The organism is Rhizobium sp. WSM1328 (genome assembly GCF_057653715.1).
Map to the genome: position 1 here is coordinate 420,822 of NZ_JBYGKO010000004.1, position 19,058 is coordinate 439,879.

Annotated in this window: 19 protein-coding genes; 9 read left to right on the forward strand and 10 right to left on the reverse strand. The window is 62.3% G+C overall.

The window, feature by feature from the left end; all coding sequences use genetic code 11:
* Positions 1-18: 18 nt before the first annotated feature.
* The 5 genes from kdpC to AC2444_RS33200 form a co-directional block, all read right to left on the reverse strand.
* A complete protein-coding gene (gene kdpC / locus AC2444_RS33180) occupies positions 19-588 on the reverse strand; it encodes a potassium-transporting ATPase subunit KdpC (protein WP_003553920.1) in 570 nt (189 codons plus the stop codon).
* Between the two features lie 33 nt (positions 589-621).
* Entirely contained in the window at positions 622-2,682 is a 2,061-nt protein-coding gene (gene kdpB, locus AC2444_RS33185; protein WP_128449724.1) for a potassium-transporting ATPase subunit KdpB, read from the reverse strand.
* 44 nt (positions 2,683-2,726) lie between these two features.
* Complete coding sequence (locus tag AC2444_RS33190) at positions 2,727-2,882, reverse strand: hypothetical protein (RefSeq protein WP_164902783.1); 156 nt, start codon at positions 2,880-2,882, stop codon at positions 2,727-2,729.
* A gap of 9 nt (positions 2,883-2,891) precedes the next feature.
* Positions 2,892-4,595, reverse strand: a complete 1,704-nt coding sequence (kdpA, locus tag AC2444_RS33195) for a potassium-transporting ATPase subunit KdpA (protein ID WP_128449723.1) — start codon at positions 4,593-4,595, stop codon at positions 2,892-2,894.
* Between the two features lie 69 nt (positions 4,596-4,664).
* Positions 4,665-4,754 carry a K(+)-transporting ATPase subunit F gene (locus tag AC2444_RS33200; protein ID WP_003547774.1) on the reverse strand — a complete coding sequence of 30 codons (90 nt, stop codon included), beginning with the start codon at positions 4,752-4,754 and terminating at the stop codon, positions 4,665-4,667.
* 490 nt (positions 4,755-5,244) lie between these two features.
* Between AC2444_RS33200 and AC2444_RS33205 the strand changes: the two genes are divergently transcribed.
* Entirely contained in the window at positions 5,245-6,288 is a 1,044-nt protein-coding gene (locus tag AC2444_RS33205) for an NAD(P)-dependent alcohol dehydrogenase (RefSeq protein ID WP_128449722.1), read from the forward strand.
* A 128-nt stretch (positions 6,289-6,416) separates the two neighbouring features.
* On the opposite strand, the gene AC2444_RS33210 is transcribed toward AC2444_RS33205, so the two are convergent.
* The 4 genes from AC2444_RS33210 to AC2444_RS33225 all read right to left on the reverse strand — a co-directional run bounded on the left by AC2444_RS33210 (position 6,417) and on the right by AC2444_RS33225 (position 10,227).
* Entirely contained in the window at positions 6,417-6,986 is a 570-nt protein-coding gene (locus tag AC2444_RS33210; protein WP_003553910.1) for a DedA family protein, read from the reverse strand.
* 43 nt (positions 6,987-7,029) lie between these two features.
* The gene (locus AC2444_RS33215; RefSeq protein WP_003553908.1) at positions 7,030-8,391 is read right to left on the reverse strand and encodes an FAD-containing oxidoreductase; all 1,362 of its coding nucleotides are present in this window, start codon (positions 8,389-8,391) and stop codon (positions 7,030-7,032) included.
* A complete protein-coding gene (locus AC2444_RS33220) occupies positions 8,388-8,849 on the reverse strand; it encodes a DUF4126 family protein (RefSeq protein WP_003553906.1) in 462 nt (153 codons plus the stop codon). Before AC2444_RS33220 ends, AC2444_RS33215 begins: the two co-directional genes overlap by 4 nt.
* A 190-nt stretch (positions 8,850-9,039) precedes the next feature.
* Positions 9,040-10,227: an acyl-CoA dehydrogenase gene (locus tag AC2444_RS33225; protein ID WP_012763286.1), complete on the reverse strand. Its 1,188-nt coding sequence runs from the start codon at positions 10,225-10,227 to the stop codon at positions 9,040-9,042.
* Positions 10,228-10,390: 163 nt separating this feature from the next.
* Between AC2444_RS33225 and AC2444_RS33230 the strand changes: the two genes are divergently transcribed.
* Complete coding sequence (locus AC2444_RS33230) at positions 10,391-10,729, forward strand: cupin domain-containing protein (RefSeq protein WP_003553902.1); 339 nt, start codon at positions 10,391-10,393, stop codon at positions 10,727-10,729.
* Here AC2444_RS33230 and AC2444_RS33235 read toward each other — a convergent pair whose 3' ends face one another.
* Positions 10,730-11,683: a LysR family transcriptional regulator gene (locus AC2444_RS33235; protein WP_003553900.1), complete on the reverse strand. Its 954-nt coding sequence runs from the start codon at positions 11,681-11,683 to the stop codon at positions 10,730-10,732. It lies immediately after the preceding gene.
* 174 nt (positions 11,684-11,857) lie between these two features.
* On the opposite strand from AC2444_RS33235, the gene AC2444_RS33240 reads away from it, so the two are divergent.
* The 7 genes from AC2444_RS33240 to mmsB all read left to right on the forward strand — a co-directional run bounded on the left by AC2444_RS33240 (position 11,858) and on the right by mmsB (position 19,054).
* On the forward strand, positions 11,858-13,063 hold the full coding sequence (locus tag AC2444_RS33240; RefSeq protein ID WP_003553898.1) for an ABC transporter substrate-binding protein: 1,206 nt from the start codon (positions 11,858-11,860) through the stop codon (positions 13,061-13,063).
* Between the two features lie 5 nt (positions 13,064-13,068).
* Complete coding sequence (locus tag AC2444_RS33245; RefSeq protein WP_012763273.1) at positions 13,069-13,851, forward strand: ABC transporter ATP-binding protein; 783 nt, start codon at positions 13,069-13,071, stop codon at positions 13,849-13,851.
* Complete coding sequence (locus AC2444_RS33250; protein WP_128407204.1) at positions 13,851-14,552, forward strand: ABC transporter ATP-binding protein; 702 nt, start codon at positions 13,851-13,853, stop codon at positions 14,550-14,552. Before AC2444_RS33245 ends, AC2444_RS33250 begins: the two co-directional genes overlap by 1 nt.
* 4 nt (positions 14,553-14,556) lie before the next feature.
* A complete protein-coding gene (locus AC2444_RS33255; protein ID WP_128438643.1) occupies positions 14,557-15,444 on the forward strand; it encodes a branched-chain amino acid ABC transporter permease in 888 nt (295 codons plus the stop codon).
* A gap of 1 nt (position 15,445) precedes the next feature.
* Positions 15,446-16,435, forward strand: coding sequence for a branched-chain amino acid ABC transporter permease (locus AC2444_RS33260; RefSeq protein ID WP_128449721.1), 990 nt, complete (start codon positions 15,446-15,448; stop codon positions 16,433-16,435).
* A 132-nt stretch (positions 16,436-16,567) separates the two neighbouring features.
* Entirely contained in the window at positions 16,568-18,163 is a 1,596-nt protein-coding gene (locus tag AC2444_RS33265; protein WP_128449720.1) for a GMC family oxidoreductase, read from the forward strand.
* Between the two features lie 9 nt (positions 18,164-18,172).
* A complete protein-coding gene (gene mmsB, locus AC2444_RS33270; protein WP_128449719.1) occupies positions 18,173-19,054 on the forward strand; it encodes a 3-hydroxyisobutyrate dehydrogenase in 882 nt (293 codons plus the stop codon).
* Positions 19,055-19,058 lie beyond the last annotated feature (4 nt).

Consider the following 19,058-nt stretch of genomic DNA (forward strand, 5'->3'; position numbering starts at 1 on the left):
GCGCCCAGCCTGCCAGGGTCACTCAGTCATAGAAGCATCAAGGCTCTGATTCAACGCCAGAACATTGACCCTGGGTTCGCCGAGAATGCCGAGCTCGCGGTCTTCTACGGCGCCGTCGACCAGCGCCTTGACCTTGGCCTCATCAAGGCTTCGCGCCTTGGCAACACGCGCCACCTGGAAATAGGCAGCCTCCGGCGAGATATGCGGATCGAGGCCGCTGCCCGAAGCGGTGACGAGGTCGGCCGGCACCTCCGCGTTCGGGTTCGTCGCTTTGGCGGCGTTGTAGTCGCCCTTGACGCGGTCGATCAGCTTCTGGCTGGTCGGGCCGAGATTCGAGCCGCTGGAGGCAGCCGCATTGTAGCCGTCGCCGGCGGCCGAAGGACGGCCGTGGAAATATTTGTCGCTGGTGAAGGCCTGGCCGATCAGCATCGAGCCGATCACCTGGCCGTTGTTCCCGATCAGGCTGCCGTTCGCCTGCTTCGGAAAGAGGGCCTGGGCGGCACCGGTCATGGCGAGCGGATAGAGAAGGCCGGTGATGGCGGTGGTGGCAACGATCATGACGACCGCCGGACGAAGTTCTTTCAACATTGTCTTACTCCTTAGAGTGCTTTCAGGCTGCCGTTAGGCAAGGCCGAGGGCTGCGACAGCCATGTCGATCGCCTTGATGCCGATGAAGGGGACGATGATGCCGCCGGCGCCGTAGATCAGCAGGTTGCGCGACAGTAGCGCACCGGCGCCGATCGGACGGTAGCGGACACCCTTCAACGACAGCGGGATCAGCGCGATGATGATCAGTGCATTGAAGATGATTGCCGAGAGGATGGCGCTTTGCGGCGTCGACAGCCCCATGATGTTCAAGACGCCGAGCTGCGGGTAGAAGGTCAGGAACATCGCCGGGATGATGGCGAAGTACTTGGCGATGTCGTTGGCGATCGAAAACGTCGTCAGCGCGCCGCGCGTCATCAACAGTTGCTTGCCGATCTCGACGATCTCGATGAGCTTCGTCGGGTCCGAATCGAGATCGATCATGTTTCCGGCCTCGCGGGCGGCGACCGTGCCGGTGTTCATGGCGACGCCGACATCGGCCTGGGCGAGCGCCGGCGCATCGTTGGTGCCGTCGCCGCACATGGCGACGAGCTTGCCCTTCGACTGTTCCTCGCGCATCAGCGCCAGCTTCATCTCTGGCGTTGCCTGGGCGAGGAAGTCGTCGACGCCGGCCTCGGCGGCGATGGCCGCTGCCGTCAGCGGGTTGTCGCCTGTTATCATCACGGTGCGGATGCCCATGCGGCGAAGCTCGGTGAAACGCTCGCGGATGCCGCCCTTGACGATATCCTTCAGCTGGATGACGCCGAGCAGCCTGCCGTCGCGGGCAACGGCGAGCGGCGTGCCGCCGGATTTGGCGACCTCGTCGGAGATCGATTGCAGTTCGCGGACGATCTCGCTGCCGTTTTTGGAGGATGCATCGCCGTTGACATGAGCCAGCACGGCATCGACCGCACCCTTGCGGATCGAGGAACCGTCGAGATCGACACCGCTCATGCGGGTCTGGGCGGTGAAGGGCACGAAGGTCGCCTTGAGGCTTGCCATGTCGCGGCCGCGGATCGCATATTTCTCCTTGGCGAGCACGACGATGGAGCGGCCTTCCGGCGTTTCGTCGGCAAGTGAGGCGAGCTGGGCGGCATCGGCGAGATCCTGTTCGGAAACGCCGCGAACCGGGCGGAAGGTCGTCGCCTGACGATTGCCGAGCGTGATCGTGCCGGTCTTGTCGAGCAGCAGCGTATCGACGTCGCCGGCGGCTTCGACCGCGCGGCCGGACATGGCGAGCACGTTGAAGCGAACGAGGCGGTCCATGCCGGCGATGCCGATTGCCGACAGCAGCGCGCCGATCGTCGTCGGGATCAGCGTGACGAAGAGGGCGACGAGCACGATGATCGGGATCGAGCCGCCGGCATAAATGGCAAAGCTCGGGATCGTCGCGGTGGCGAGCACGAAGATCAGCGTCATACCGGCAAGCAGGATGTTGAGCGCGATCTCGTTCGGGGTCTTCTGGCGCTCCGCACCTTCGACGAGCGCAATCATCCGGTCGATGAAGGTCGAGCCGGCAGCCGCGGTGATGCGCACGCGGATCCAGTCGGACAGCACCTGCGTGCCGCCGGTCACGGCCGAGCGGTCGCCGCCGGATTCGCGGATGACAGGGGCGGATTCGCCTGTTATCGCCGCTTCGTTGACGGAGGCGACACCTTCGATGACTTCGCCGTCCGAGGGGATGATGTCGCCGGCCTCGACGAGCACGAGGTCGCCGACCTTGAGGCTGGTGCCCGGCACCATGCGGTAGCCGCTGCCATTGTTGGCGGTGAGCAGTTTGGCCTGGGTTTCGGTGCGCGCCTTGCGCAGCGAATCCGCCTGCGCCTTGCCGCGGCCTTCGGCGACGGCTTCGGCGAAATTGGCAAAGAGCACGGTGAACCAGAGCCAGATATTGATCTGGAACGAGAAGCCGAGATTGCCGTTGCCCGCCACCAGATCGCGCAGGAAAAGAACGGTGGTCAGTACCGAGACCGTTGCCACGACAAACATGACCGGGTTTCTGGCAAGCGCCCGCGGGTTGAGCTTCTTGAAAGCGGCCCCCACGGCCGGAATGAGGATGCGAGAGTCCATGACGCTCGCGGATTTTGCCTGGCTCATAAGAGACTCCAGCTTTGAAACGAGGATGGCGAACCGGAAGCCGGTCAGCCCTGTAGGATCTTGAAGATGGCGGCGATGACGAGGAGGCCTGCCATCATCACCAGGATGATGTCGGAGGCTTGGGGTCTCGGGCCATTCTCTCGTCCCGGCGCACCGGGACGAGGGTGGAAGGCGTTGCGAAGCCTGTGACGGAGGATCATGACATCACCTCAGAAGGTCTGGCCGGCGATCATGACCAGGTGCTCGACGACAGGGCCAAGGGCGAGCGCCGGGAAGAAGGTCAGGCCGCCGACGATCAGGATCGTGCCGACGAGCAGGCCGACGAACAGCGGACCATCCGTCGGGAAGGTGCCTGCCGAGGCTGGAACCGACTTCTTGGCGATCAACGAACCGGCAATGGCAAGCGCCGGGATGATGACCAGGAAGCGGCCCATCAGCATGCCGAGGCCAAGGGTAATGTTGTACCAGGGCGTATTGCCGGTGAGGCCGCCGAAAGCCGAGCCGTTGTTGGCCGCAGCCGAGCTATAGGCATAGAGGATTTCGGAGAAGCCGTGCGGGCCGGCGGTCCCGATCGATGCAACCGCACTTGGAAGGACGCTTGCGATTGCCGTGAAGACCAGCATGGCGAGCGGCAGGCAGAGGATGGCGAGAACGGCCATCTTCATTTCTTTCGCCTCGATTTTCTTGCCGAGATATTCCGGCGTGCGGCCAACCATCAGGCCGGCGACGAAGACTGCGACGATGATGAAGAGCAGAATGCCGTAGAAACCCGCGCCGACACCGCCGACGATAACTTCGCCGAGCTGCATGTTGATCAGCGGGATGAGGCCGCCGAGTGCGGTGAAGCTGCCGTGCATCGCATTGACCGCGCCGCACGAGGCCGCGGTGGTGATGACCGCAAAGAGCGAGGACAGGGCGACGCCGAAGCGGACTTCCTTGCCTTCCATATTGCCGCCGCCAAGACCGAAAGCATGCATCAGCGGGTTGCCGGCAGCTTCCGCCCAATAAGTGACACCGACACCGGCGATGAACAGGATGCCCATCGTGGCAAGGATCGCCCAGCCCTGGCGCTGGTTGCCGACCATGCGGCCGAAGACGTTGGTCAAAGCCGCGCCGATCGCGAAGATCGAGACCATCTGGATGAGATTGGAGATCGCGTCGGGATTTTCGAACGGATGGGCCGAATTGGCGTTGAAGAAGCCGCCGCCATTGGTGCCGAGCATCTTGATCGCAAGCTGCGAGGCGACAGGCCCGACCGCAATCGTCTGCTGCGCGCCTTCGAGCGTGGTGGCATTGACATAAGCGCCAAGGGTCTGCGGCACGCCGAGATACACGTAGACCAGTGTCAGCACGATGCAGATCGGCAGCAGCACATAGAAGGTTGCCCTCGTCATATCGACCCAGAAATTGCCGACGGCCTTGCCCGAAGCGCGCGAGAAGGCGCGGATGAAGGCGAGCGCGATGGCGATGCCCGTCGCCGCAGAGACGAAGTTCTGGACGGTGAAGCCGGCCATCTGGGTCAGGTAGGACATCGTGCTTTCGCCGCCGTAGTTCTGCCAGTTGGTGTTGCTGACGAAGCTGACGGCGGTGTTGAAGGAAAGCTCGGGCGGGACGGCTGCCATGCCGGCCGGATTATAGGGAAGGCCGGCCTGCAGGCGTTGCAGCGCGTAAAGTATGATGACACCAAGCAGGCTGAAGAGCAGCACGGCGAAGGCATAAGAGGTCCAATGCTGTTCCTCGCCTTCGCTGGTGCCGGCAAGGCGGTAAAGCCCCCGTTCGATCGGAACGAGGACCGGTGACAGGAAAGTGCGCTCGCCGCTGAAGACACGCGTCATGTAACCGCCGAGCGGTTTGACGAGCACGAGGACGATCCCGCAGTAAAGCAGGATCTGAAGCCATCCGTTGAGGGTCATGGAGGTAAACTTTCAATACCCGGCTGCCTCTCGGTCGCGCATGCGCGACCGCAGAAGTGCCAGTTCTCTTCAAAAGCGTTCTGGGCGAAGGAGAGCGTAGGTGAGGTAGACGGTGAGAAACACGGTCACGGCACCGCTCAAGACATAATCGAGGGTCATCGTCGTTTCTCCGGTCAAAGCCTGTCGCAGGCCCGGGTGTAGGCAAAGCACAGCGCGAAGAATATGATCGCGGTGCCAAGTAAAATGATATCCATCATGATCGTGACTCCTGTTGTTCTTCTTGGAGTCAGACAAGACAAAGGGCGCTGGGAGGCTGCCTTTCATGCTTTCTGGCGTGGAGATGATCTTCCGACCTCTCGGACATCAATATGGAGCCGAAGCGCATAAAGGTTCGAGACGGACGACGGGCCATCAATATAAAAATCTTATAAATGCCCTTACGGGGCCGCTCGCCATCGGACCAGCCTGGTGCAGTTTTCGGGCGGGCCGCTGGCGGTGCCGAGCCGCTGCAGATCTGCGTGAGCAGTTTTTCATTTGTTGAGCAAAAGCCTTCTCAATCTGGTTGAATTGGGAAGGCTTCGGGCTTTATAGTCGGCTTCAACGCTGCCCGATGAAACCATGGGCAAGCCACTAGGGAAGGAAACCGACGATGACCAAAGTCCGTGCGCTTGTCCTCGAGCGCCAACATGAGCTTGCGCTCCGCGATATCGATCTGCCGCTCGAAACCGGCCCCGGCGAGGTAAAGATCAGGATCCACACGGTCGGCGTCTGCGGTTCAGACGTGCATTATTACACGCACGGCAAGATCGGCCCCTTCATCGTCAACGCGCCGATGGTGCTCGGCCATGAGGCGGCGGGCACGGTGGTCGAGATCGGCGCCGGCGTCACGCATCTGAAAGTCGGCGACCGCGTCTGCATGGAGCCCGGCATTCCCGATCCGAATTCCAAGGCAAGCCGGCTCGGCATGTACAATATCGACCCGGCCGTGACCTTCTGGGCGACCCCGCCGATCCACGGCGTGCTGACGCCGGAGGTCGTGCATCCCGCCAACTACACCTTCAAGCTGCCCGACAATGTCAGCTTCGCCGAAGGCGCCATGGTCGAGCCCTTCGCCGTCGGCATGCAGGCGGCCACCAAGGCGAAGATTACGCCTGGTGATACTGCCGTCGTCCTCGGCGCCGGGCCGATCGGCACGATGGTGGCGATCGCGGCGCTTGCCGGCGGCTGCGCCCGCGCGATCGTCGCCGATCTTGCCCAGCCGAAGCTCGATATCGCCGCGCAGTACCAGGGCGTCATTCCGGTCAATATCCGCGAGAAGAACCTGGCCGAAGAGGTTGCCCGGCTGACCGACGGCTGGGGCGCCGATGTCGTCTTCGAATGCTCCGGCTCGCCGAAGGCCTGGGAGACGATCATGGCGCTGCCGCGCCCAGGCGGCGTCATCGTCGTCGTCGGCCTGCCGGTCAACCCGATCGGCTTCGACGTCTCGACGGCATCCACCAAGGAAATCCGCATCGAGACAGTGTTCCGCTACGCGCATCAGTATGAGCGCTCGATCGCGCTGCTCGGCTCGGGACGCGTGGATCTGAAGCCGCTGATATCAGAGACCTTTAAGTTCGAAGATTCGATCAAGGCGTTTGATCGCGCCGTCGAGGCCCGGCCAAGCGACGTGAAGCTGCAAATCGTGATGGACTAGAGCATGATGATGCCGAAAAGTGTGATCGGTTTTCGGACAACAACATGCTCCAACTATATAATTTAGAACAGGATTCGGGTTTTAGGCCGACCCGGCCTAAAATCATCCTGTTCTAGGACGTCATACCGCTATGAGTGCCTGGCGCTCAGTTTCATCTTTCGAAAGACAAGGGCCGCGGCTGCGACGACAGCCGCGGCTCCGATTGCAATCAGCAGATGACGGTGCAGCGGAAGGTGGCCCAATGTCTGTTGGATGCCGTGCCCGAAGAGATAGCCGAGCGCCGTGAAAAGCTGCCCCCACGCAAACGCGGCCACGGCATTCAGGATGATGAATTTTCCGGTCGCTATTCGCGTTGTCCCGATGACGATCGGGCTGATCGTCCGCAATCCCACCAGGAAACGAAACGCAAGGATGAAGCCGGTCGGATATCTTTCCAGAAGGCGGGTGGCGCGCGCCAGCGCCGGCCTTTCCATCAGCCGGCGCACGAGACCCCATCGAGCCGCATAACGGCCGGCGAAGAACCAGAACTGATCGCCGGCGAAGGATCCTGCCGTTGCCGCAAGCGACGCCGACCAATAGGTCAGCAGTCCGCGGTGGGAAATGACGCCGCCGAGGAAGGCGGCTGTTTCGCCTTCGAAGGCCGCGCCCAGAAATATCGCCAACAGGCCGTAGTGCTCGATCAGCAGTTCGATAGACACTCAGCCCGCCTCCAGCTGTCGATTTCGAAGCATCAATTCATCGCTAAACCGGCTTCAAATCCCCAAGCAGCGTCGGGATCAGCTCCGACACCGTCGGATGGATAGGCACCGACCATTGCAATGCGGGATAGGTCGTTCCTGCATTCATCGCATCGATGATGCCGTGGATCACCTCGTCGCCCTCGATGCCGAGTATCGCCGCGCCGAGGATTTTTTTGGTCTCGGCGTCGGCGATCACTTTCATGAATCCCTTGGTCTCGCCGCGCTCGCTGGCGCGGCCGACGCGGCTCATCGGCCGGGTCGAGATCAGGATCTTGTGTCCCGAGGCGCGCGCCTGCTTCTCCGTCATGCCGACACGGCCAAGCGGCGGGTCGATATAAAGCGCATAGGCCAGGATGCGGCTCGAGAGTTTGCGGTCGTCGCTGTCGAGCAGATTGGCGGCGGCGATCTCGAAATCATTGTAGGAGGTGTGAGTGAAGGCGCCGTGGCCGTTACAGTCGCCGAGCGCCCAGATGCCGTCGACATTGGTGGCAAGCTTGTCGTCGACGGTAATGAAGCCGCGTCCGTCGGTGATGACGCCGGCGGCATCGAGGCCGAGATCGTCGGTGTTCGGTTTGCGGCCGGTGGCAATCAGCACATGGCTCGCATCGATCCTCGCTGAATCGGTGGCGACCGTTATTCCGTCGCTGCTCTTGGAAAAGGCGATCTCGCTGGCGCCGGTATGAATGTCGATGCCCTCCGAGCGCAGGACGTCGGCGATCGCGTCGGATATATCCTCGTCCTCGCGCGATGCGAGCTTCGGACCATGCTCGATAACGCTGACTTCGGCGCCGAAACGGCGATACATCTGCGCGAATTCCAGCCCGATATAACTGCCGCCGATGACGGCCAGATGCCGTGGCAGGGAGTCGAGATCGATGATCGAAGTGCTGGTGAGGTAATCGATATCGTTGATCCCGGGCAGATCGGGGATGACTGGCCGTGCTCCGACATTGAGAAAGATGCGCGGTGCGGTCAGTGTTTCGCCGTTGACGCTGACGGTCTTCGGGTCCTCGAAACGGGCGTGGCCATAGATAACGGTCATGCCGTCCATGCCGGCGAACCAGCCGATCAGGCCGTTGCGGGCGTTCATGGTCACGGTTTCGGCGCGCGCCCTGACCACCTTCATGTCGATGGCGATCTCGCCTGGGATATTGACGCCGTAGGTGGCGCCGTTTCTTGCGACATGGGCGGCGCGGGCGCTGGCGACCAGCGTTTTCGTCGGCATGCAGCCGGCGTTGACGCAGGTGCCGCCGAGGAACTTGCGCTCGATCAGCGCCACCTTCATGCCCTTTTCGACCATCCTTGCGGCAAGAAACGGGCCGGCCTGGCCGGCGCCGATAACGATGGCGTCGAAGCTTTTCATGCGACGGCCCCCACGATCAGCACCGCGCCGATGACGGCGACGGCATCCTCGATGAGAGCGGCCGGCAGATCCTTGCCGAAGGACGCGGCAAGTCTGCCGCGGACGGCGGCGCCACCATATGTGCCGATGACGGCGCCGATCACGCCGGCAATCAGCCCGCCGAAAAGCAGGCTGCTGGCGGCGCCGATCGTGGCGCCGGCCAGCGCGCCGGAGACGATGCGGGCGCCGAACTGCATCGGCACCTTGCGCGACGGCGTGGTCGGCAACTGGTCAGCGATCAGTTCGACGATGGCGAGAAGCGTGAAGATCCACGGCGTCCACTGGTAACCCATGAAGGCAAGCGGCGTCTGCGAGACATCAAACCATCCAAGCGCCGCGCCCCAGGCAACGGCGGCAGGCGCGGTCATCGTGCGAAGCCCGGCAATGACACCAATCAGTAATGCAAGAAGCAGAAACATGCATGATCCCCTTTTTGCCGGCTCTTGCCGTCGTCAGGGAAGGTTGCACATTGTCAGGCGCGTGGCAATTCGCCCTTTCGCGTCAAAGGCTAAGCGCGTCGCGTCAAACCGGAATCATGCGACGCGCTTAGGTCTCTGTTTTATGCACACCGTTGTCCCAAAACCGCTGCACACTTTTGGGCGGCATGTATTAGTTCGCAAAGGCGGCAATGCCGGTGATCGCCCGGCCGATGATCAGCGCGTGGATGTCGTGCGTGCCCTCATAGGTGTTGACCACTTCGAGGTTGACGAGATGACGGGCGATGCCGAATTCGTCGGAGATGCCGTTGCCGCCGAGCATGTCGCGGGCCGCCCGCGCAATCTCCAGCGCCTTGCCGCAGCTGTTGCGCTTCAAGATCGAGGTCAGCTCCACCGGCGGATGGCCTTCCTCCTTCATGCGGCCAAGCCGCAGGCAGCCTTGAAGGCCGAGCGAGATCTCCGCCGCCATGTCGGCGAGCTTCTTCTGGATCAGCTGGTTGGCGGCAAGCGGCCGGCCGAACTGCTTGCGCTCGAGCGTATATTGCCGGGCTCTGGCATAACAATCCTCGGCAGCACCAAGTGCGCCCCAGGCGATGCCGAAACGGGCCGAGTTGAGGCAGGTGAATGGTCCCTTGAGGCCGGTGACATCAGGCAGAAGGTTTTCCTCCGGCACGAAGACCCCGTCCATCACCACTTCGCCTGTTATCGAGGCGCGCAAGCCCACCTTGCCGTGGATGGCGGGAGCCGAAAGCCCTTTCCAGCCCTTTTCGAGGATGAAGCCACGGATGAGGCCGTCCTCGGTCTTTGCCCAAACGACGAAGACATCGGCGATCGGCGCGTTGGAGATCCAGGTCTTCGAGCCGGTGAGGCTGTAGCCGCCGTCGACCTTCTTGGCGCGTGTCGCCATCGAGCCGGGGTCGGAGCCATGATCGGGTTCGGTCAGGCCGAAGCAGCCGATCCATTCGCCGGTGGCGAGTTTCGGCAGGTATTTCAGCTTCTGCGCCTCAGACCCGAAGGTTTCGATCGGCACCATCACCAGTGAGGACTGGACGCTCATCATCGAGCGGTAACCGCTGTCGACCTTTTCGACCTCGCGGGCGATCAGGCCGTAGGCGACGTAACCGAGACCGGCGCCGCCATAATCCGGCGAGATGGTCGGGCCGAGCAGCCCGAGTTCACCCATTTCGCGGAAGATCTCAGGATCGGTCTTTTCATTGCGGAAGGCGTCGAGAACGCGGGGAGCAAGCTTTTCCTGCGCATAGGCATGGGCGGTGTCCTGCACCATGCGCTCTTCGCTGGTCAGTTGCTCTACCAGGCGGAACGGATCGGCCCAGTCGAAAACTTCGCGCGTATGCTGCATGGCGGTGTCTCCTCAGCTTGCCTCGCTCAAGTTGGCCATAGACCCGCCAGCCGACCGCGTCAACAGACGGCGGTCGCGTCGAAAAGACAGGCCCGGCCATCTTTTCAAAAGCGTCGGCATGATCCACTTTGCCCACGATCGATTCTGGAACGAGGAGGCGGAAATGTCGTCAAGCGATCTGTTCGTATCGGCCGAAGGCGCCGAATGGGTCAATCCCGAGCCCGGCGTCGTCAGGCGCATCATGACCTATCTGCCCGAGATGATGCTGGTGGAAGTGGTCTTCGAAAGCGGCGCCGTGGGTGCGGCCCATTCTCATCCGCACATCCAGGCCAGCTACGTCGCCGAAGGCAGTTTCGAAGTGACGATCGACGACCGGACCGAAGTGCTGAAACAGGGCGGCAGCTTCATCGTGCCCCCCAATCTGGTCCACGGCGTCAAGGCGCTGGAAAAGGGCCGGCTGATCGATGCTTTCACCCCGCATCGGACTGAATTCCTGAAGTAGTCAGGTTTCCACCTTTGCCCGGCGCGCCGGGCCGGCAGCGGTGACATAGGGCGGCACGAAGCGCGCATCCTCGCCGCGCACCGCCTCGCGCAGGAAGTCGATGACGGCGCGCACGCGCGGCGCCTGTTTGAGGTCGCGATGACAGGTGATCCAGTAATGGCGCTTGAGGTCGATCTCGTCTGGCAGCACGCGCACGAGTTCGGGATAACGGCTGGCGAAGAAATAAGGCAGGATGCAAAGGCCGAGACCGTTTCTGGTGGCAGTAAGCTGTGCGAAGATGCTGGAGCTCTGGAACTGCGGCTTGATGCGCGGGTGCACATCGCCCAGATAATCCAGGCCCGGCGCGAAAATCATCTCCTCGATATAGCTGACGAAGGGATGGCCGAGCAGGTCTTCACGGCAGCTGATCGGTGCGGCCTTCGCCAGATAGTCGCGCGAGCCATAGATCTGCAGATGATAGTCGGTCAGCTTCTCGGCAAAATACGGCCCGCCCTTCGGCTCATCGAGCACGACGGAAAGATCGGCCTCCTTGCGCGACAGCGACATGATCTGCTGGATCGTCACCAGTTCGAGCGATAGATGCGGATGCTGGGCGGCAAACTGCGGCAGCACGGTTGCGAAGAAGAAGTTGGCAAAACCCTCCGGCGCGCTGAGCCGCACCAGGCCGCGCTGCGCCATCGAGCCGTCGGCGAGGTCGGCGCGTAGCCGCTCGGTCTCCTGTTCCATCCTCTCGGCCGTCTCGACGAAGCGGGTGCCCATGGCTGTCAACACGTAACCGCGCGGATTGCGCTCGAACAGCTTGACCTTGAGGGTGAACTCCAGTCGGTCGATGCGGCGCGAGACGGTGGCATGGCTGGAGCGCAGCTGTCGGGCCGCCGTTGACAGCTGTCCCGTGCGGGCGACGGCTAGAAAAAACTGCAGATCGTCCCAAGTAAACTGCGGTGGATTGTTCATCGCGGTGCCCTCTGTTCAAAAACGAACAGATACTGTTTGGAATTAATTGTAAATCACCCGTTGCCTCAGGGCGGAATTTCCGTGATCGTAGGGGGAGGGTCCGTCGTTCTGAGGAGTGCGGCTGGCCAAATTTGAACAGATCCGCAATCTGGCCAATCTCTGGGAGGAGATCATATGCGAAAGAATCTCATTGCATCAGTTGCATTTCTGCTTGCAAGCAGCACAGCGGTGCTCGCGCAGAGCGCGACCGACGGCAAGGTCAAGATCGGCATCCTGAACGACCAGTCGGGTGTCTATGCCGATTTCGGCGGCAAGTCCTCCGTCGAAGCCGCCAAGATGGCGGTCGAGGATTTCGGCGGCAAGGTGCTGGATGTTCCGGTCGAGATCGTCGATGCCGACCACCAGAACAAGCCTGATATCGCCTCCAATATCGCCCGCCAATGGTACGATACCGAGCAGGTGGATGCGATCATGGAACTGACGACCTCGTCGGTGGCGCTCGCCGTGCAGGCAATCGCCAAGGAGAAAAAGAAGATCGACATCGTCACGGGTGCTGCGACGACGGATCTGACCGGCAAGGCCTGCTCGCCTTATGGCTTCCACTGGGCCTATGACACCCATGCACTGGCCGTCGGCACCGGTGGCGCGCTCGTCAAGCAGGGCGGCGATAGCTGGTTCTTCCTGACTGCCGACTATGCCTTCGGCTATTCGCTGGAACAGCAGACCAGCGATTATGTCAAGGCAAGCGGCGGCAAGGTGGTCGGCGCCGTCCGCCATCCGCTCTCGACCCAGGACTTCTCGTCCTTCCTGTTGCAGGCGCAATCGTCCGGCGCCAAGGTGATCGGCCTTGCCAATGCCGGCCTCGACACCTCGAACGCCATCAAGCAAGCGGCCGAATTCGGCATCACCCAGGGCGGCCAGCATCTGGCGGCGCTGCTCTTCACGCTCGCCGAAGTCCATGGCCTCGGCCTCGAAGCGGCTCAAGGGTTGACGCTGACGGAAGGGTTTTACTGGAATCGCGACGACGAAAGCCGCGCCTTCGCCAAAAAATTCTTCGCCCGCACCGGCAAGATGCCGAACATGATCCATACGGGCACCTATTCGGCAGTGACGCAATATCTGAAGGCGGTGCAGAAGGCCGGCACCGACGAGACGGAAGCCGTCGCCAAGCAGTTGCATGAACTGCCGGTCGATGACGTCTTCGGCCGCGGCGGCACGGTCGGCGCCAATGGCCGGATGATCCATGACATGTACCTGCTGCAGGTCAAGAAGCCTTCCGAAAGCAAGGAGCCGTGGGATTATTTCAACGTGCTCGCCACCATTCCCGGCAAGGAAGCCTATATCGATCCCGCCAAGAGCGGCTGCGATCTGGTGAAGTAGGCACGATGGCGGTTTCCGCAATTGAAACTCAGGAAAAGCCGCGGGTGGTCTTGTCCGCCCGCGGCCTGCGCCGTGATTTCGGCGGCTTCACCGCCGTCAAGAATGTCGATCTCGACGTGCATGACGCAAGTGTGCATGCGCTGATCGGCCCGAATGGCGCCGGCAAGACGACGGTCTTCAATCTGCTGACGAAGTTCCTGCAGCCGACCTCAGGCACGATCACGCTGATGGGCACCGATATCACCAAGACGCCGCCCGACAAGGTGGCGCGCATGGGGCTGGTCCGCTCTTTCCAGATCTCGGCGGTCTTTCCGCATCTGACCGTTCTCGACAATGTGCGCGTGGCGCTGCAGCGACCGAACAATCTTTCCACGCAGTTCTGGCGGCCGATTTCGGCGCTCGACCGGCTGAATGGGCGCGCCGAGCAATTGCTGGCCAGCGTCGGGCTTTCCAAGGAGCGTGACCATATCGCCGCCGATCTTTCCTATGGCCGCAAGCGCGTGCTGGAGATCGCGACAACGCTGGCGCTGGATCCGAAGGTGCTGCTGCTCGACGAGCCGATGGCCGGCATGGGCCAGGAGGATGTCGGCGTCGTTTCCTCGATCATCCGCGAGGTCGCCCGCGACCGGGCGGTGCTGATGGTCGAACACAATCTCTCCGTCGTCGCCAATATCTGCCAGCACGTCACCGTGCTGCAGCGCGGCGAGATCCTCGCCGCGGGCGATTATGCCACCGTCAGCCAGGATGAGCGCGTACGCGTGGCCTATATGGGCACGGAGGAGCATTGATGGCCACTCTCCTCGAAGTCCAGGGGCTCAATGCCTGGTACGGCGAAAGCCACGTCCTGCACGGCGTCGACATGCGTGTGGCCGAAGGCGAGATGATCACCATTCTCGGCCGAAACGGCGTCGGCAAGACGACGACGCTGCGCACCATCACCGGCATCGTGCGTGCCCGGAAGGGCAAGATCAGCTTTGCCGGCAGCGACATGATGCAGGTGCCGCTGCACAAGACGGCGCATCGGGGCATCGGCTTCGTGCCGGAGGAGCGCGGCATCTTCTCGACGCTCACCGTTTCGGAAAACCTGCTGCTGCCGCCTGTCGTGGCAGAAGGGGGGATGACGCTCGACGAAATCTACGAGCTCTTTCCCAATCTCTACGAGCGCCGCGGCAGCCCGGGCACCAAACTATCAGGCGGCGAGCAGCAGATGCTGGCGATCGCCCGAATCCTGCGTACCGGCGTCAGGCTGCTCATTCTCGACGAACCGACGGAGGGGCTTGCCCCCGTGATCGTCCAGCGCATCGGCGAGGTGCTGAAGACCCTGAAGGAGCGCGGCATGACGATCCTGCTCGTCGAGCAGAATTTCCGTTTCGCCAGCCGTATTGCCGATCGCTTCTATCTGATGGATCATGGGCAGATGGTGTCGGAATTCCCGGTCGGTGAACTACCGCAGCGCATGGATACGCTGCACAAGGTCCTGGGAGTGTGATCAGATGACGATGATCTTCGGCATTCCCCTGCAGGCGCTGCTCGGCCAGCTGCTGATCGGCCTGATCAACGGCTCGTTCTACGCGCTGCTCAGCCTCGGCCTCGCCATCATCTTCGGCCTTCTGAGAGTGATCAACTTCGCCCATGGCGCGCAATATATGCTCGGCGCCTTCGTCGCCTACCTGCTGTTGACCTATGCCGGCATCGGCTACTGGCCATCGCTAATCCTGGCACCCGTTATCGTCGGCCTTGCCGGTGCAATCATCGAGCGGCTCTTCCTGCGCCGGCTCTACGATCTCGATCCGCTCTACGGCCTGCTCTTCACCTTCGGGCTGGCGCTCGCGGTCGAGGGCACCTTCCGCTATCTCTATGGCTCCTCCGGCCAGCCCTATGCGACGCCGGCAGCCCTTGCCGGCGGGGCCAATCTCGGCTTCATGTTCCTGCCGATCTATCGCGGCTGGGTGGTGGTCGCCTCGCTCGTCGTCTGCCTCGGCACCTGGCTGCTGATCGAGAAGACCAAGCTCGGCGCCTATCTCCGCGCCGCCACGGAAAACGCCGTGCTGGTTCAGGTCTTCGGCGTCAACGTGCCGGTGCTCTTGACGCTCACTTACGCGCTCGGCGCGGGTCTTGCCGCCTTTGCCGGCGTGCTGGCGGCGCCGATCTACCAGGTCTCGCCGCTGATGGGCTCGAACATGATTATCGTCGTCTTCGCCGTTGTCGTCGTCGGCGGCATGGGATCGATCATGGGCGCGATCATCACCGGTTATGTGCTCGGCATTGCCGAGGGCCTGACCAAAGTCTTCTATCCCGAGGCGTCCAACATCGTGATCTTCGTCATCATGGCGATCGTGCTTCTCATCAGGCCCGCGGGCCTCTTCGGACGGGATGCTTGACATGGCTGACGTCACCGAAACCATCGAAACGGAAAAAAGCCGTACCGCTCTTTCAGTGCAGGCGGGTTTTCTGCTGGCGGGGCTGCTGATCCTGCTGCTGGCGCCGTTCTTTTTCTATCCGATCTTCCTGATGAAGCTGCTCTGCTTCGCGCTCTTTGCCTGCGCCTTCAACCTGCTGCTCGGCTATACCGGCCTGCTGTCCTTCGGCCACGCCACCTTTTTCGGCGGTGCTGCCTATTTCACCGCCTATACGGTGAAGGCATGGGGCCTGCCGCCGGAACTCGGCATCCTGATCGGCGTGGCGGGTGCGGCGTTTCTCGGTCTCGTCATGGGTTTCTTCGCCATCCGCCGCCAGGGCATCTATTTCGCGATGATCACGCTGGCGCTGTCGCAGATGTTCTTCTTCTTCTGCCTGCAGGCGGAGTTCACCGAGGGCGAGGACGGCATCCAGTCGGTGCCGCGCGGCCATCTCTTCGGCTTGATCGATCTGAACAGCTCGACCAACATGTATTATTTCGTGCTGGCTGTTTTCATCATCGGCGTCTTGATCATCTGGCGCTTCATCAACTCGCCTTTCGGCATGATCCTGAAATCGATCCGCGAAAACGAGCAACGGGCGATCTCGCTCGGTTACTCCGTAGCGCGCTACAAGCTCGGCGCCTTCGTCATGTCGGCAGCGCTTGCCGGGCTCGCGGGTGCTGTGAAATCGATCGTCTTCCAGTTTGCGACGCTGACCGACGTCGCCTGGCAGATGTCGGGCGAGGTGATCCTAATGACGCTGCTCGGCGGCATCGGCACGCTGATCGGCCCGCTCTTCGGCGCCGGGCTGGTGGTGGCGCTGGAAAACTACCTCGCCACCTCGGAATTCCCGGTGACGATCATCACTGGCATCGTCTTCATGGTCTGCGTGCTGATCTTCCGCCGCGGCATCATCGGCGAATTCTACGCCTCGCGGCTGGGGCGGAAACTGGGCTTCGTCTATCGCCGCTGAACGGGCGGACCTCTCTCTTTCCGGAAAGAATTACTTTTCCCGGGAAAAGAGACGGGCGGCGGCGCTGCGACTCTCCCTCTCCCCGTGCTGCGGGGAGAGGGAAGCGGCAAGCATCTGGAGTCTCGTCGGGGCATGGATCGTTACGACTATATCATCGTCGGGGCAGGCAGCGCCGGCTGCGTGCTCGCCAACCGGCTGTCTGCCGATGGCCGGAGCCGGGTGCTGCTGCTCGAAGCCGGCGGCAGCGACAACTATCACTGGATCCATATTCCGGTCGGTTATCTCTATTGCATCAACAATCCGCGTACCGACTGGTGCTTCACCACGGCGCCGGAAGCGGGACTGAACGGCCGGGCGCTGAGCTATCCGCGCGGCAAGGTTCTCGGCGGCTGTTCGTCGATCAACGGCATGATCTACATGCGCGGCCAGGCGCGAGATTACGACCTCTGGCGGCAGATGGGCTGCAGCGGCTGGGGTTGGGACGATGTTTTGCCCTTCTTCCGCAAGTCCGAGGATTTTTATCGCGGCGAAGACGAGATGCATGGTGCCGGCGGCGAGTGGCGCATCGAGAAGGCGCGTGTGCGCTGGGCCGTGCTCGATGCCTTTCAGCAGGCGGCCAGGGAGGCGGGCATCCCGGAGACCGCGGATTTCAACCGCGGCAGCAACGAAGGCTCGGGTTATTTCGACGTCAACCAGCGTTCCGGCATTCGCTGGAACACCTCGAAGGCCTTCCTGCGCCCGGTAATGAGGCGCTCCAACCTGACCGTGCTGACCAAGGCGCAGGTTCGGCGGCTGCTGGTGGAGGAAGGCGCCGTTGCCGGCGTCGAATTCCAGCATCGGGGCGTGGCGAAACGCGCCTACGCGGTGAAAGAAACCGTCCTGTCCGCCGGATCGATCGGTTCTCCGCATATCCTGGAACTGTCAGGCATCGGCCGGGGCGAGGTTCTCCAGCGTGCCGGCGTCGATGTCGTCACCGAGGTCAAGGGTGTCGGTGAGAACCTGCAGGACCATCTGCAACTGCGTCTGGCCTACAAGGTGACAGGCGTTCCGACGCTGAACGAGAAGGCGACGAAGCTGATCGGCAAGGCGGCGATCGGGCTCGAATATCTCGTCCGCCGCTCAGGGCCGATGGCGATGGCACCGAGCCAGCTTGGCATCTTCACCCGATCAGGCCCGGACCGGGAAACGCCCGACCTGCAATATCATGTGCAGCCGGTCTCGCTGGAGAAGTTCGGCGATCCCGTCCACCCTTTCCCGGCAATCACCGCGAGTGTCTGCAATCTGAGGCCGGAAAGCCGGGGTTCGGTGCACCTGTCGAGCCCGGATTTCGCCGCCCAGCCGACGATCAGCCCGAAATACCTCTCGACGCAGCGCGATCGTGACATAGCTGTCCGTTCAATACGGTTGACGCGCAGGATCGTCGCGCAGCCTTCCTTTGCCCGTTTCAGGCCAGAGGAATTCAAGCCGGGGCCCGTCTATCAGACGGAGGCCGATCTGGAGCGGGCAGCGGGCGAGATCGGCACGACGATCTTCCATCCCGTCGGCACCTGCCGCATGGGTGCCGACAGGGATAGCGTCGTCGATCCTAGGCTGAGATTCCGGGCGCTCGGCAAGCTGAGGATCGCCGACGCCTCGGTGATGCCGTCGATCACCTCGGGCAACACCAATTCGCCGACGATCATGATCGCCGAAAAGGCGGCAGCAATGATCCTCGAAGACAATCGATAGGAGAAGAGCATGGCAAGGATCGCATTCATCGGGCTTGGCAACATGGGTGGGCCGATGGCGGCCAATCTGGTCAAATCAGGTCACGAGGTGCTCGGTTTCGATCTCGCGGCTTCGGTGCTGAAGGCGGCCGAGGAGAGCGGCGTCAAGCCGGCAAGCCATGCCAGCCAGGCGGTCAAGGACGCGGAGATCATCATCACCATGCTGCCGCAGGGCAAACACGTGCTGACCGCCTGGACCGATATCCTGCAGTCCGCCGCGCAAGGGACGCTGGTCATCGATTGCTCGACCATCGATGTCGAGAGCAGCCGCAAGGCGCATGAGATGGCCAAGGCCGCAAGCTGCCTGTCGCTTGACGCTCCGGTCTCCGGCGGCACGGGCGGGGCGACCGCGGGCACGCTGACCTTCATGGCCGGCGGCACGGAAGACGCCTTCGCCAGGGCGAAGCCGATCCTGGAGGCGATGGGAAAGAAGATCGTCCATTGCGGCGAGGCCGGCGCCGGCCAGGCGGCGAAGATCTGCAACAACATGATATTGGGCATTTCGATGGTGGGCGTCTGCGAGGCCTTCGTGCTCGCCGAGAAACTTGGTCTCTCGCATCAGGCGCTGTTCGACGTCGCCTCGACCTCGTCGGGCCAGTGCTGGTCGATCAATACCTATTGTCCGGTGCCCGGACCGGTGCCGACCTCGCCGGCGAACAATGACTACAAGCCGGGTTTTGCCGCGGCTCTGATGCTGAAGGATCTCAGGCTTTCGCAGGAGGCGGCGCTGACAAGCGGCGCCTCCACGCCGCTCGGCGCGGAAGCCGCGCAGCTTTATGCGCTCTTCGACAAACTAGGACATGGCGGAAGGGACTTTTCCGCCATCATCGAGATGTTCCGCGAGAAGGCGTAAGCGC

Bases quoted from the DNA above. Each gene is read 5' to 3' on its own strand.
- AC2444_RS33240 (WP_003553898.1), top strand. From the start codon at position 11,858: ATGCGAAAGAATCTCATTGCATCAGTTGCATTTCTGCTTGCAAGCAGC.
- kdpB (WP_128449724.1), bottom strand. From the start codon at position 2,682: ATGAGCCAGGCAAAATCCGCGAGCGTCATGGACTCTCGCATCCTCATT.
- AC2444_RS33225 (WP_012763286.1), bottom strand. From the start codon at position 10,227: ATGCAGCATACGCGCGAAGTTTTCGACTGGGCCGATCCGTTCCGCCTG.
- AC2444_RS33260 (WP_128449721.1), top strand. From the start codon at position 15,446: ATGGCTGACGTCACCGAAACCATCGAAACGGAAAAAAGCCGTACCGCT.
- AC2444_RS33220 (WP_003553906.1), bottom strand. From the start codon at position 8,849: ATGTTTCTGCTTCTTGCATTACTGATTGGTGTCATTGCCGGGCTTCGC.
- AC2444_RS33215 (WP_003553908.1), bottom strand. From the start codon at position 8,391: ATGAAAAGCTTCGACGCCATCGTTATCGGCGCCGGCCAGGCCGGCCCG.
- AC2444_RS33200 (WP_003547774.1), bottom strand. From the start codon at position 4,754: ATGACCCTCGATTATGTCTTGAGCGGTGCCGTGACCGTGTTTCTCACC.
- AC2444_RS33265 (WP_128449720.1), top strand. From the start codon at position 16,568: ATGGATCGTTACGACTATATCATCGTCGGGGCAGGCAGCGCCGGCTGC.
- AC2444_RS33245 (WP_012763273.1), top strand. From the start codon at position 13,069: ATGGCGGTTTCCGCAATTGAAACTCAGGAAAAGCCGCGGGTGGTCTTG.
- AC2444_RS33205 (WP_128449722.1), top strand. From the start codon at position 5,245: ATGACCAAAGTCCGTGCGCTTGTCCTCGAGCGCCAACATGAGCTTGCG.
- AC2444_RS33230 (WP_003553902.1), top strand. From the start codon at position 10,391: ATGTCGTCAAGCGATCTGTTCGTATCGGCCGAAGGCGCCGAATGGGTC.
- AC2444_RS33190 (WP_164902783.1), bottom strand. From the start codon at position 2,882: ATGATCCTCCGTCACAGGCTTCGCAACGCCTTCCACCCTCGTCCCGGT.
- mmsB (WP_128449719.1), top strand. From the start codon at position 18,173: ATGGCAAGGATCGCATTCATCGGGCTTGGCAACATGGGTGGGCCGATG.
- kdpC (WP_003553920.1), bottom strand. From the start codon at position 588: ATGTTGAAAGAACTTCGTCCGGCGGTCGTCATGATCGTTGCCACCACC.
- AC2444_RS33235 (WP_003553900.1), bottom strand. From the start codon at position 11,683: ATGAACAATCCACCGCAGTTTACTTGGGACGATCTGCAGTTTTTTCTA.
- AC2444_RS33250 (WP_128407204.1), top strand. From the start codon at position 13,851: ATGGCCACTCTCCTCGAAGTCCAGGGGCTCAATGCCTGGTACGGCGAA.
- AC2444_RS33255 (WP_128438643.1), top strand. From the start codon at position 14,557: ATGACGATGATCTTCGGCATTCCCCTGCAGGCGCTGCTCGGCCAGCTG.
- kdpA (WP_128449723.1), bottom strand. From the start codon at position 4,595: ATGACCCTCAACGGATGGCTTCAGATCCTGCTTTACTGCGGGATCGTC.